General features: G+C 49.0%; 19 protein-coding genes (1 of these 19 running past the window's edge). 4 read left to right on the top strand and 15 right to left on the bottom strand.

Translation table 11 applies throughout. The features are described 5' to 3' along the window. From BV910_RS01985 to acpS, 8 genes are all read right to left on the bottom strand, one after another. A protein-coding gene (locus tag BV910_RS01985; RefSeq protein ID WP_078146159.1) for a Tex family protein crosses the window boundary here: on the bottom strand, positions 1–1,093 show its 5' portion. Its footprint begins 1,037 nt before the window's first position; only the first 1,093 of its 2,130 coding nucleotides appear in the window; it begins with the start codon at positions 1,091–1,093; its stop codon lies off the left edge, out of view. A gap of 69 nt (positions 1,094–1,162) precedes the next feature. Beyond that, positions 1,163–1,963, bottom strand: a complete 801-nt coding sequence (gene sigB, locus BV910_RS01980) for an RNA polymerase sigma factor SigB (protein WP_015880560.1) — start codon at positions 1,961–1,963, stop codon at positions 1,163–1,165. Then, the gene (rsbW, locus tag BV910_RS01975) at positions 1,929–2,408 is read right to left on the bottom strand and encodes an anti-sigma B factor RsbW (RefSeq protein ID WP_015880559.1); all 480 of its coding nucleotides are present in this window, start codon (positions 2,406–2,408) and stop codon (positions 1,929–1,931) included. The genes sigB and rsbW overlap by 35 nt, the downstream gene beginning before the upstream one ends. Then, complete coding sequence (locus BV910_RS01970; protein ID WP_015880558.1) at positions 2,405–2,731, bottom strand: STAS domain-containing protein; 327 nt, start codon at positions 2,729–2,731, stop codon at positions 2,405–2,407. Before BV910_RS01970 ends, rsbW begins: the two co-directional genes overlap by 4 nt. A gap of 140 nt (positions 2,732–2,871) precedes the next feature. Further along, a complete protein-coding gene (locus BV910_RS01965) occupies positions 2,872–3,222 on the bottom strand; it encodes a type II toxin-antitoxin system PemK/MazF family toxin (protein ID WP_026824472.1) in 351 nt (116 codons plus the stop codon). 5 nt (positions 3,223–3,227) lie between these two features. Further along, positions 3,228–3,506 (bottom strand): hypothetical protein, encoded by a 279-nt coding sequence (locus tag BV910_RS01960; RefSeq protein ID WP_078146158.1) that lies wholly within the window; start codon positions 3,504–3,506, stop codon positions 3,228–3,230. 129 nt (positions 3,507–3,635) lie between these two features. Then, the gene (gene alr / locus BV910_RS01955) at positions 3,636–4,712 is read right to left on the bottom strand and encodes an alanine racemase (protein ID WP_078146157.1); all 1,077 of its coding nucleotides are present in this window, start codon (positions 4,710–4,712) and stop codon (positions 3,636–3,638) included. After that, complete coding sequence (gene acpS, locus BV910_RS01950) at positions 4,699–5,067, bottom strand: holo-ACP synthase (RefSeq protein ID WP_031424460.1); 369 nt, start codon at positions 5,065–5,067, stop codon at positions 4,699–4,701. Before acpS ends, alr begins: the two co-directional genes overlap by 14 nt. 63 nt (positions 5,068–5,130) lie before the next feature. On the opposite strand from acpS, the gene BV910_RS01945 reads away from it, so the two are divergent. Beyond that, positions 5,131–5,856, top strand: coding sequence for a rhomboid family intramembrane serine protease (locus BV910_RS01945; protein WP_078146156.1), 726 nt, complete (start codon positions 5,131–5,133; stop codon positions 5,854–5,856). Positions 5,857–5,900: 44 nt separating this feature from the next. Here the strand turns inward: BV910_RS01945 and BV910_RS01940 are convergent, their stop codons facing one another. The 3 genes from BV910_RS01940 to BV910_RS01930 are packed head-to-tail and all read right to left on the bottom strand — an operon-like array spanning position 5,901 to position 7,002. Next, on the bottom strand, positions 5,901–6,218 hold the full coding sequence (locus BV910_RS01940) for a hypothetical protein (protein WP_015880545.1): 318 nt from the start codon (positions 6,216–6,218) through the stop codon (positions 5,901–5,903). A 33-nt stretch (positions 6,219–6,251) separates the two neighbouring features. Next, positions 6,252–6,734 carry a hypothetical protein gene (locus BV910_RS01935; protein ID WP_240499776.1) on the bottom strand — a complete coding sequence of 161 codons (483 nt, stop codon included), beginning with the start codon at positions 6,732–6,734 and terminating at the stop codon, positions 6,252–6,254. Next, entirely contained in the window at positions 6,727–7,002 is a 276-nt protein-coding gene (locus tag BV910_RS01930; protein WP_078146155.1) for a 4a-hydroxytetrahydrobiopterin dehydratase, read from the bottom strand. Before BV910_RS01930 ends, BV910_RS01935 begins: the two co-directional genes overlap by 8 nt. A 140-nt stretch (positions 7,003–7,142) precedes the next feature. Between BV910_RS01930 and BV910_RS01925 the strand changes: the two genes are divergently transcribed. Next, positions 7,143–7,676, top strand: a complete 534-nt coding sequence (locus tag BV910_RS01925; RefSeq protein WP_074034877.1) for a cysteine hydrolase family protein — start codon at positions 7,143–7,145, stop codon at positions 7,674–7,676. Between the two features lie 22 nt (positions 7,677–7,698). Beyond that, positions 7,699–9,144 carry a nicotinate phosphoribosyltransferase gene (locus BV910_RS01920; protein WP_078146154.1) on the top strand — a complete coding sequence of 482 codons (1,446 nt, stop codon included), beginning with the start codon at positions 7,699–7,701 and terminating at the stop codon, positions 9,142–9,144. 36 nt (positions 9,145–9,180) lie between these two features. Here BV910_RS01920 and BV910_RS01915 read toward each other — a convergent pair whose 3' ends face one another. Then, positions 9,181–9,483: a hypothetical protein gene (locus tag BV910_RS01915; protein ID WP_078146153.1), complete on the bottom strand. Its 303-nt coding sequence runs from the start codon at positions 9,481–9,483 to the stop codon at positions 9,181–9,183. A 113-nt stretch (positions 9,484–9,596) separates the two neighbouring features. Here BV910_RS01915 and BV910_RS01910 point away from each other — a divergent pair, with 113 nt between their 5' ends. Further along, complete coding sequence (locus BV910_RS01910; protein ID WP_031424441.1) at positions 9,597–10,070, top strand: YwpF-like family protein; 474 nt, start codon at positions 9,597–9,599, stop codon at positions 10,068–10,070. Positions 10,071–10,142: 72 nt separating this feature from the next. On the opposite strand, the gene BV910_RS01905 is transcribed toward BV910_RS01910, so the two are convergent. The 3 genes from BV910_RS01905 to BV910_RS01895 all read right to left on the bottom strand — a co-directional run bounded on the left by BV910_RS01905 (position 10,143) and on the right by BV910_RS01895 (position 12,228). Next, entirely contained in the window at positions 10,143–10,619 is a 477-nt protein-coding gene (locus tag BV910_RS01905) for a DUF456 domain-containing protein (protein WP_031424439.1), read from the bottom strand. Positions 10,620–10,629: 10 nt separating this feature from the next. After that, positions 10,630–11,229, bottom strand: coding sequence for a histidine phosphatase family protein (locus BV910_RS01900; protein WP_078146152.1), 600 nt, complete (start codon positions 11,227–11,229; stop codon positions 10,630–10,632). Positions 11,230–11,292: 63 nt separating this feature from the next. Next, on the bottom strand, positions 11,293–12,228 hold the full coding sequence (locus BV910_RS01895; protein ID WP_078146151.1) for an alpha/beta hydrolase: 936 nt from the start codon (positions 12,226–12,228) through the stop codon (positions 11,293–11,295). Between the last annotated feature and the right edge of the window lie 140 nt (positions 12,229–12,368).

The raw sequence follows: 12,368 nt of genomic DNA, 5'->3' as shown, positions 1-12,368 counted from the left end.
TAACCGAGATTGAATATTTCTTCGCGAGTCTCGTCAGTACTTTTTCAGCGCCGGCGATATCATGTTTCGGTGCCGTCGGATAGAAGACACCAACCTCTTCGACTTTTCCGATTTCATTGACGACTGCCCATTTACAACCAGTTCGATAAGCCGGGTCGATTCCTAGGACGACGACCTCTCGAAGTGGCGGTTGCATATAGAGTTGTTTCAAGTTTTTTGAGAAGACATCGATCGCCTGCTCTTCTGCCTTTTCTGTCAGCTCCCCACGAATCTCTCGTTCGATGGCGGGGAAGACCGACTTCTTGTACGCCTCAGTCACAGCTACCTCGACAACCTCACGCTTTTCTTTCGGAAGTCGTTCGTATGTACGGAGGGCTTGATCCATGAAGCGCGACTCGTCAAACACCACCTTCACTTGGAGCACGTCCGTGCGTTCCCCACGGTTCAAGGCGAGTACACGGTGCGGGACAATGCCAGCAATCTTCTCTTCATATTCATAATACTGCGCAAAAATCTCTTTTTCGTCTTCCGCTTGTTTTTTCTTCTTCGAGCGCAAGAGTCCTTCTTTTCGTACACGATCGCGAAGCATCTGGCGCAGTTTCGCTTCTTCGCCCCATTCTTCGCCGATGATCGCATGAACGAGCGGCAACGCCTCTTCCACCTTGACGTCTTGAGAAAGTTCTTTTACCTTGTCCGAAGAATAGGGTGATTTGTCCCGGAACCAGTCCGCAAGCCGCTGCAGTCCTTTCTCACGTCCCTGTTCTGCTTTCGTACGTCGTTTTGGACGATAGGGCAAGTAGATGTCTTCCACTTGTTGAAGGGTTGTCGCCGCCTCTAACGCTTTCGTTAGTTCAGGCGTGTTTTTTTCCAACTCTTCTAATTTAGCCAGGACATCCGCCTTGCGTTTTTGCAGGCTCTCTTCATATTGAAGAGCATCCAAGATTCCTTTAATTTCAACTTCGTCTAAATTCCCCGTCATTTCCTTCCGATAACGGGCCATGAACGGAATCGTTGCCCCTTCAGATGCGAGCTGCTGAACCGTCTCGACTTGGTTCACTTTCAAGTTTAACGCGTTAGCCACTTTCGTAATCACTTGAATCACTTCCTTTTTTGATCTCTTTCAAAGTGTAGCAAACATTCAAACAAAAAAGCGATGACTCGATTAGTCATCGCTTGAGAATACTTCATTGAGTGGGACCTTGATGGCTTCACGCAGCTTTTCGAGTGCTCGCCGTTGCAAACGGGACACATGCATCTGCGAGATTCCAAGAAGTTCTCCTGTCTCTTTTTGACTCATATTCTTATAGTAGGCGCATTCCAAGATGGCGCGTTCACGCTCGTTTAAGACATTGAACGCTTTCTCTAAAATGAGACGCTGGTCGACTGATTCGTACCCGCGCTCTTGGCTACCGACCAAGTCGAGTAATGTGACCGTACTGCCTTCATTATCCGCTTCGATTGAACTATCGACCGACAAGGCTTGATAACTCTTACCCATCTCGAGCGTTTCGAGAATTTCTTCATCGGACACGCCGAGATGATCGGCAATTTCATCGATTCGTGGCGAACGTTGTAATTCGGTCGTCAACTCCTCGACTGTCTTCTTAATTTTTGGACCGAGTTCTTTGATTCGACGTGGCACGTGGACACTCCACGTCTTGTCACGAATGAATCGCTTGATTTCGCCGATGATGGTCGGGACAGCAAACGACTCGAAGCTACGACCAAATTCCGGGTCAAATCGACGAAGTGCCGCCAGTAACCCAATCATCCCAACTTGTACGAGATCGTCATGAATCGCACGACCACGCGAGAATTTACGCGCGAGTGCTTCAACGAGGTCAGAATAGCGGTTGATGAGGAGCATTTGCACTTCTTCGTTTTGATCGTCTTGTTGATAGCGTTCAATCCACTCTAGTACCTCGTCATCACTGTGATGGCGTTGTTGAGATTTTGCTGGCACTCTGATCCACCTCGTCCCTATTGAGGAGTTTTGTCATCGTCACTTTGACACCGTTGTCTTTATTGATCGAGACATCGTCCATTAATGCTTCGATCAAGAAGAGACCAAGTCCTCCTTCATGGAGCGATTCAATTTCGGTCGTCTCTTCGACCGGAGCGGCTTGACGCTTCACATCATCTGCGAACGTCTTGCCGGAATCCTCAATCGTGATTTCAAGACGATCTGCATAGACGCCACAAGCGAGTTTGACCTCTCCATCTTGATGATCGTCATAAGCATGTTGGACGGCGTTGCCACATGCTTCCGAGACCGCGATTTTAATATCTTCGATCTCGTCGTACGTATATCCCATACGGTTAGCGATTCCTGAAACGACTAATCGAACCACACCGACATATTCGGGTTTGGCCGGGAACGTCATGACCGTCTGTTCAACATTATTCATTGCGTGCCACCTCTTACGTTCGAATTAATAGAAAGAAGTTTGTGAAGACCCGTCAATTCGAACAGACGATTGACTCGGTCTGTGACTCCGACAAGTGACAACTCTTTTTCGTTACGCGTGGCAATTTTTAATGCCCCGACGAACACGCCAAGACCTGTCGAATCCATATACTCCACTTCGTCTAAATGAACGACCACATCTTGCTCACTGATGGCCGGATGCAATACTTCTTTCAATTTTGGTGCAGTATATGTATCCACTTCTCCGGATACGTAAAGGTGTAATTGTTCTCCAATGACTTGCTCGCGAATCGCTAAATCCATCGTCTATTCCCTCCTAAATGTCCGTACAGAAAAATTGAGTACGATTAACTTAAATTCCCCTCTAACAAAATCTTAAACCACTTTTTTTAAAAAGTTTAAAAAAAGACCGATACCTATGTACCAGTCTTATCTATGTAAGGCTAGAGAGGGATCAATCCCATACTGATCTCTAGCGCTCTGTCCACTTTATGCATCGTCTCATCATCGAGATGAGTGACTTTATCCGTCAGACGACGCTTATCAATCGTTCGAATCTGTTCAAGCAAAATCACAGAATCTCGTTCGAGTCCGTGCTTCTCTTGATATACTTCCACATGAGTCGGCAGTTTTGCTTTTTGAATCTGAGCTGTAATCGCAGCGACAATGACGGTCGGGCTAAAGCGATTGCCGATGTCGTTCTGTACGATGAGAACGGGTCGAACGCCACCTTGCTCTGAGCCGACTACGGGCGACAGATTCGCATAAAACACGTCACCACGCTTTACGATCACGTTGCTCACACCCCACTTACTTGACGTAAGAGAGCGTGTTCGGCTTCGGTTTCAATCATTAGCATCTCTTCTGCCATATTCAAGTTAAACGCGGCCATCTCTTGATAGCCTCTCGCCAATTCTTCACGCAGTGTTTGTTGTCGATCAGCAATTTCTTTAGACAAGTATGTCACTACATCGTTCAAGGACAGTGTTTCACGGTCTTTCATCGAAATCGGACCCCCTTGTTGCGAGAACCGATCTGGGACGGACGCTAGCGCACCCGCAGTTCGCTGCTTCAACATCTTACACCTCCAGAATCGTTTCATGGACTGGCGGAAATTCTCCCGCGTTCTTTATCAATATAACACGCGGGAATGGGAAAATATAGAGAAATCGAGAAAGAATTCAGATAATTTCACACGATTTATGATTCACACATAAAGACGTGGCAATCGGCTCGTGAATTGGCAAACGATCTCATAGTTGATCGTCCCAAGATATGAGGCGAGTTCATCAATGGCGACGTTTCCACCGACAAGGGTCACGTCCGTCCCTACAGGAAACTCCTTTGGAAGTCGGATCATGAAGCGGTCCATACAGACGCGTCCCACGATCGGACAACGAATCCCATTGACCTCCACTTCAAATCCGCTCGCCTTTCGTAACCAACCGTCCGCATATCCGACCGGAACGGTACCAATCCATTCATCGGCTGACGTTGTATACGTCGCGCCGTAACTGATTGTCTGACCTGCCTCTAGCCGCTTCACCTGCATGAGCTGACTTTTTAGTGTGAAGGCCGGGCGCAGGAACGAATAGAATGTCTCCATCTCACGTGACGGATATAACCCATAGAGCGCGATGCCGACACGAACCAGATTATAAGGAACGTCTTGTCCGGCCATTCGGATGGCCCCGGCCGAGTTCGACGTATGGATATAGCGGAACCGCTCGTGGAGACCATCCATCAAACGCTCGAACCGCTCTTGCTGTGTATAATACAGATTGCTATCGAGCTCATCCGCCGTTGCGAAGTGGGTATAGATTCCTTCCACCACAAACGAATCGGTCGCTTCTTCAAGTAAGGCATCCAACTGTTCACGGGTACGAAGTCCGAGGCGTCCCATCCCGGTATCGACTTTGATATGAACCGTCAACGGCTTTTCTTCTATATATGGAGCTGCCTCTCGTAACCATTCGGCAGAAAATACGGACAACGTGATCCCCTGTTCTGCCGCCACTCCGGCATATTCAGGGAATTGCGCTTCCATGACGAGAATCGGTGCTTCGATTCCCGCATCGCGGAGTTCGAGCGCTTCCTCGAGTAACGCGACCCCGAGCATAGTCGCTCCGTTCTCCAGGGCGATCTTCGCCACTTCGATGGCCCCGTGTCCGTAGGCATTCGCTTTGACGACCGCCATGAGGTCCTGCGGAATCCGTCTCGTTAATTCTTTTATATTATGGACGATGGCCGCCCGATCAATCTCGATTCGACTAGGACGAAACATGATGTCCCTCCTCTTCTAAGATGACTTGTGCGATGGCGTATGTTTGACTATGGCTGATGCTGACATGGATTTTCCCCGCAAACGGCGCGGTCATGACAGGTCGACCCGTCTCATCCGGTAAAATTTCAATATGACGCCAGGATAACCCGTGTGCGATGCCAGTCCCGATTGCCTTGGCGTAAGCTTCTTTCGCGGCAAAGCGACCCGAGACAAACTCGATTTGACGCGGGAGCGGATACTGTTGAGACAGTTCATATTCCGCATCGGTGAGCAGCCGTTTTAAAAAACGTGGTTGTTTCATCGAGCGAGCCATCCGATCAAGCTCGACGATATCGACTCCGATTCCTACAATCACAGGACACTCGCTCCTTTCCTTTTTTCCCCGTTTCCTTATACAATTGAGGAAAGAGGTGATGTTATGTTTAGTCGTACGGAAAATGTTCAAACGTTTGTACGGGCATATCCACTCGTAACGCTGTTCATTGTAATCCAACTCCTTGTGTTTGTCATCGATTCTTTCGCTCCTGGTTTACGAATCGTGGCGACGGGAGGGTCGTTCCATTTGGCACTCGCGGACGGACAATGGTACCGCTTGGTCACGGCCAACTTCATTCATTTGAGTCTCGGTCACTTGCTGTTCAACTCGTTCGCACTGATCATCTTCGGACCGGCGATGGAACGAATGGTCGGACACGTGAAATTTGCCTTGTTTTATGTATTCGCTGGAGCGCTCGCCAACCTGCTCACGTATTTCACTGTCAGTAACTTGTTTTATCTACAAGCCGGGGCGTCAGGCGCCATCTTGGCCATTCTCGGATTCTACGTATTCATCGGTCGTTTCCGTCGCACGTTGATGTACAGCCAAGATGCCCGCTTGGTCTACATCTTCGTCGCTATCAGTGCCGTTTTCACATTGATTGGTTCGAACGTTTCCCTTTGGGGACATGTGTACGGGTTCTTGGCCGGATTCTTACTTGCCATCCCACTCTCACGTTTCACCGTCCCGTATACGCGCCCGATGCGCTACGGGAAGTATAAGCAACGTTCGTACACGCCCCCTGTCATTCATTCCGGGGACGGAAAGTGGTTTTTCTACATCATCATCGGACTGGCCATCTTCGGATTATTGGCACAGTTCTTATAAAGAAGGTACGAAAAATGGCCAAGCGAAATCGCTTGGCCATTTGATTAGATTTGATTTTTATGACGAGCCTCTTGAAGCGCATCCACTAAGTCTTTCACGTCTTCGACGAGGTTTTGAATCGTATCTTGGTTTTCTTCGTAAAGCGATTTCCATTCCATGACACGGTCTTTCAAGTTGCCTTTCGATGACGCTTGTAGACCGACCGCATGTGCCTCAGTCGACGTATTCGATGATTTCAACTTCGACTTGATGCCTTTCAGTTGTCTCACTTGTTGATCGCGCGTTTCGCTATGGAGAAGTGATGCTGCTGCGCCGATTACCGCACCCGCAGCCATCCCCAACCAGAAATAATTCTTGTTCATAAAAATCCTCCCCTAACATGACGTTATCTTTTATTATAGATTATCTGACTCACTGACGACATAGTGTTTTATGACGGGACCTGCACCGCGCTGTTCGACCGCTCGCTTCAAGCGGTCTTCAAGGATTGCATAGTCCTCTGTATCACGAAAGTGTTTCCCACCAGACGTGAACTGAATAAAGACGACGGCATGATTATCATCCGGGTCGACACCTAATCGGTATGCCGAAAACCCATCATGACTGACACCGAGTGGCGCCTTTTCCGTCAACAAGTGGTGAAACAACAGGGAGCGGGCATTCTCATCTGCCGGAACGTTCGCGTATAAAATGTTCCCTTTTTTCACGAATTCGCCCGACGCCTCTTCAATTTCAAACACTTTACCGCTCTTGAACGGAGACTTCTCTCCTTCTGCGAGCAAAATCGTTTCGTGTCCATTCGCCGCGATGACGCCTGGCTCCTTTCGAAGACGCTCCGCCACGCTGCCTGACGCAAAAGTCATATAGAGCTTAGACAAGTTCCTCACACCCTTTCGCGAGTGTGATGTCTTTCTCCGTAATGCCCCCTTCGTCATGGGTCGAGACGGTCAATGTCACGTTCCGATATTCAATCAAGATGTTCGGATGATGATCGAGCGATTCAGCCAAATCTGCTACAAGATGCACGAACTGAATGGCCTCCGGAAATGTTTCCAGCCGATACGTCTTTTGAATCTCCCCGTTCACTTCTTCCCAACCGTTCAACCGTGACAGTTCCTCTGTCAATTCACTTTGCGATAATACCATCGTCACAATCCCCTTTCCCTATACAGTCTACTGTCTTAATCTACCCAAACCGAAGAAAAATAATCTTCCGTGCATGATGTATAATGAATTAGAATGAGATGGACAGCCATCATTTTCATTACGAGAGAGGAGCATCTCCCATGCGCGCATTGATTGTTATTGATTATACATTTGATTTTATCGCAGACAGTGGTCGTTTGACTTGTGGGAAACCCGGGCAAGAGATTGAAGAACGGATCGTCGAATTGATTGGGACATTCGCAACGGATGACTATGTCGTCATCGCGAACGACGTCCATGATGCAGGTGACACGTTCCACCCTGAAACGACGTTGTTCCCACCGCACAATATCCGCGGGACAGAGGGCCGTGAGTTGTACGGTTCTGTGAAGGAAGCTGCAAAACAGGCAGACCACTGGATTGATAAGACACGTTATAGTGCCTTTGCCGGAACTGACCTTGACCTGCGTCTTCGGGAACGCGGAATCACAGAAGTTCATCTCGTCGGTGTCTGCACGGATATTTGTGTACTCCATACAGCCGTAGATGCCTACAACCTCGGTTATCAAATCGTCGTCCATGCCGATGCCGTTCAAAGCTTCAACCCGGTCGGCCATGAATGGGCGCTCGAACATTTCGTCACAACACTCGGTGCGACAGTCGTCGGAAAGTGACGTAAAACAGAAAGGAAATCATATGTTACATCGTAATTTAGCCCTTCACACAGATCTTTATCTTCCACGTTGGATGTATATTTACTGGAAGCAAGGTCGCCATAATGAAAAGGTCGTCTTCGACCTTTACTATCGCTCGAATCCATTTAGTGGTGGTTATGTCGTCTTCGCCGGACTCGAGAATATCGTTCACTACTTAGAGAACGTCTCCTTTACGGAGGCGGACATCACCTATTTGAAAGAGCAACTCGGATTCGAAGATGAATTCGAAGACGTCTTACGGAACTTCAAGTTCACTGGTTCACTATATAGTGTTCGCGAAGGAGAAGTCATCTTCCCACATGAACAAGTCGTTCGGATTGAATCGACCATCTTTGAAGCGAAGCTGTTCCAAACGGCGCTACTCAATATCGCGAACCACGAATCACTCATTGCCACGAAGTATGCACGCATTCGTCAGGCTGCTCCGAACGAGACACTCCTTGAAGGAGGAGCTCGTCGCGCGCAAGGTGTCGATGCGGCTTACTACGGAACACGTGCGGCTTACATCGCTGGTTTTGATGTGACAAGTCTCGTGTCAGCCGGTCGTGACTTTGATGTCCCGACAGGAGGAACGATGGAGCATGCCGACATTCAGTTCCACGATGATGAATTGAGCGCATTCCGTTCGTTCGCTGAGATGTACCCGGACAACACAAGCCTTCTCATCGATACGTATGACACACTCAAATCCGGTCTGCCGAACGCGATTACGGTCGCAAAAGAGCTCGAGGCGAAGGGCCATCGTCTCAAGTCAGTACGACTCGACTCTGGGGACCTCGCCTACTTGTCGAAGCGTGCCCGGAAGGCGTTGAATGAAGCAGGGCTCGACTACGTCAAAATCGTCGTCTCTGGGGATTTGGATGAGTATGTCATCCAGGACTTACGGATGCAAGGCGCAGAGGCCGATACGTTCCTCGTTGGGACACGCGGCATCACGGCTTACGAGCAGCCGGCACTCGGGATGGTCTATAAGCTCGTCGCGCGTGAGGATGAATCTGGTGAATTAAAGCCGGTCATCAAAGTATCTTCTTCCAAGGTGAAGACGACGACTCCTCACAAGAAAGAGTTGTATCGCATCATCGACAACGAAACGAAAAAGTTCAAAGGCGACTATATCGCCCTCGCCGATGAACCGGTCGAATCGTACACCGAGATCGACTTGATTGACGTCCGTGACCCGGCCTTCAAGATCAAGACACGTAACTTCAACGTGAAACGTTTGTTGCAACCGATCTTCCTTGATGGGAAACGCGTATACGACCTTCCAAGCACAAGTGAGATTCGTGCATATCATCACGAGCAGATGAACGGATTGTGGGAAGAGTACAAGCGTCTCCGTTTACCGGAAGTGTATTCGGTGACGTTCAGCAAGCCACTATGGGATTTAAAACTCGATATGATTCGCAAAACGCGGGTACCAAAATAAAAAAACGGCTGTGGGTGCATACCCACAGCCGTTTTTTTATACCATCGTCATCTCGCCTGCTTGGCTTTGATCTTCTTTTCTCCGAAAGTAAAGCGCAATCGACAAAGAGAGCAATATCAAGACAAAATAGACGGTCCGTTGCCAAAACGTCGCTTCGGTGTCTCCTTGGAACAACGCAATGATATAATCGCTCCCACTGACTAAAAACAATCCGGCAAGCAAGAGAAAGATCCGATAGCCGGCCCGACTCCGCTCCCGTTTCACTTTGAAGAAAAGGACACCATAATAGACGATTGCGAGAATCGTCACATACCCGATTACGCCAACAACCCAACTCATCTTGATGCCTCCCTCACTCTCTATTTTTCTGTTTCTTCCCCGTTATCTTAACACATTCTATTCCTCAGACTGTGTTAAGATGGTCTAAAGAAAACGCGGAAAGGAACGATCCCATGAAAACGTTTCGCCTCGTCCAAGTCCGTCTCGTCCAAGACGAATACGGCAATGAACTGAATTTACCGATCGATTTACTCGATGGGTTAATCATCTCGAAGGAGCACGATTCAGAATGGCTCCTCGAAATGCTCGTGCCGACCGAGTCGGCTGTCACGCTCCATCATTACTTAAACAAACGCATCCTCATCCTCGCTGAAGCCGTCATCACGTCGCCAACGAACGCCCCGGCTGCGCTCGCACTGACGTTCACGAGCGAGAGGGCCTTGAACGACCATCATACGTTCGTCGCTGAAGGACTCATGTTGATGCCGAAACAAGACGCGACGAAGCAAGTACTCGATTCGTTGATCCAAGATGGCGTCGCCACCTCGAATTTAAAGCCCGCCTTCTTCGAGAAAAAAGTCGAAATGCAACAATCGTTCAGTCGCTCCGCTTTCAATCAATTGGTCAAAACCGGGTCATTCGAATAATCAGATGACCTGTTTTTCTTTCCCCAAAACCATTCACCTTTCAAACTAAAAAGACGGAGAAACATCTCCGCCTCACACGTAGATAAAGAATAGGATGATCATCATCGTCATCCCGATCACTTTTAAGAGCGTGCTGCCGAGAAAGGCGAGAACGGTGCCGACGCCGATGCTCCACGCTTCACGTGTCGTCTTCCCGAGTGTCAACTCCGCCAAGAAAGCGAAGATGAACGGGAAAATCAAAACCCCGACGAGCGGGAAAATAAACGGTCCCGCAATCAAACCGATTGTCGCACCCCATTTCGCTCGCTCCGAACCGCCTCGCTTATCCACTGTAGCCCGGGTGACGACATAGTCGACGCCGAACAAGAAGACGAGGAAGACCGATTGCCATACCCAGAATGTCCAGGTCAATGGTTCAAACGAAAAACCGAATCCATAAATCATGTATCCGATGAACAAGAACAAGACACTCGGGATGACTGGATAGATGAGTCCTGCAAAAGCGACCACAAATGATGCGATAATGAATACCCATAGTAAGGTCGTCATGACATTCTCCTCATTTCATAATGGTCGGATCGGTGATATGGTCAGCCACGTTGACCGCCTTCACTTCAAACCGACCTTGTTGATGGGTGATATAGTTCGAGCAGGCGTTTCGCATGGCGTGACGGAACGTATATGCCCCATCGATGGCAGAAAGCGCCGCTTTGATTGCATGAGAATGGCAGACGACAATGATGCGTTTGCCAGAATACGTATCCACCAAATGATTCATTCCTTCTAAGACCCGTGTACGCATCTCGTCTTCCGTTTCGAGACCCGGAATCTGATTCTGGTCATCCGCTTGAACCGCCTCGTAAATCCCTTTCACGGGTTGCCCGGATGCCGCTCCGAATTCACGTTCAATGAAACGCTCATCTAGCAGAATCGCTTTATGTTCGATGCCACAGGCTGTCGCAATGGCTTGCGCGGTGTGAACCGCACGTGACAAGGGACTCGAGACGATGACGTCCCACTTCTCCTGACTCAAAAAAGCTGCACTCTCCTCTGCCTGTTGACGTCCGAGTGCATTCAACGGGTTATCTTCACGCCCTTGAATAATTTCTAAACGGTTCCAATCGGTCTGACCGTGTCTGACTAAACATAACTCTGTCACTACTTCCACTCCTTACTCTTTCAATCATCCCCCATCGTACCATCTTCCCTAAAAATCGCAACGTCATCCGAGACATTCTTCAATAAAACGATTGATTCTGGCCATGAGTTGCTCTTCTTTGATTGGATTATCCGATTGAAGGAAGCTCGCCAGCGAGTGGGTTCCATTCGGAAAGGAGATGAGTTGAACGTTCGCGCCGACGTCACTCGCATGTTCGACGAAGTGAAGCGCTTGGCCGAACGGGACAATCGGATCTTTCTTCCCGTGTAGCAGTAAAATCGGCGGGGCATCGGCATATAGATGGGAGACCGGGGAGCATTTTACCATCAACTCACGCCATTCCTCACGGCTTCCTTCATAGAACTTTAAGTGAGCGAGCCACGTCTGGATAAATTTGAACAATAAAAAGTTTGTCGGTGGATACAAGGCGATGACCCCTTTGATGGTCGGGAGGTCGTCTCCCAAATCGCCCGCAAATTGTCGATGACGATCGAGCGCAGCCGCAAGCATGAGCGCGGCGCCTGCTGAGTCCCCCCAAACGAGTAGTTGACTTGTATCTAGCGTCAACAGCGATTCATGTTGTTTCAAATAGCACAGGGCATCAGAAACATCAAAAATATTGTCAGGGAAGTACACCCCGTCTTCAAATAGACGGTAATCGATGCTGACGACCGCGATCCCTTTCCCCAAAAAGTGGTCGAGCAACGGATGAAACAGGGTCACCATACTCCGATTCCCTCTGACGAACGCTCCCCCATGAGCATATACCGCCACCGGGAACGGTCCCTCCCCAGGGGGGAGATACAAATCAAATTGGAGCGGACGATCGTGAACAATTTTATACGTGTACGTGTGGCGCCGGCGTGTTGTCGGTTGAATCGGCAACTTGGGTTCTTGCCATCTGACAAGGGACCCGTACTGACTCCACACGCTAGCCCCGGCTGCCGTCGCCGCAGCAATCGCCGCGCCCCCGACAAACCAGGCAGTCTCCTTTCTCATACAATCCACTCCTCGTTCCTTTTTTTAATCATATTCCCGCTTTTTTCAAAAATCTATCCATCAGAAGTCGGACTTGACGTGCTCCAAAGGTCACACTATAATATTACTCGCAGTCATAAAACGTAACAGTTACGATTTAA

It is taken from the genome of Exiguobacterium sp. HVEsp1 (assembly GCF_002009685.1).
Lineage (GTDB): Bacteria > Bacillota > Bacilli > Exiguobacteriales > Exiguobacteriaceae > Exiguobacterium > Exiguobacterium profundum.
Note: the sequence above shows the minus strand (reverse complement) of the source record. Positions and strands in the feature narration are given on the sequence as shown.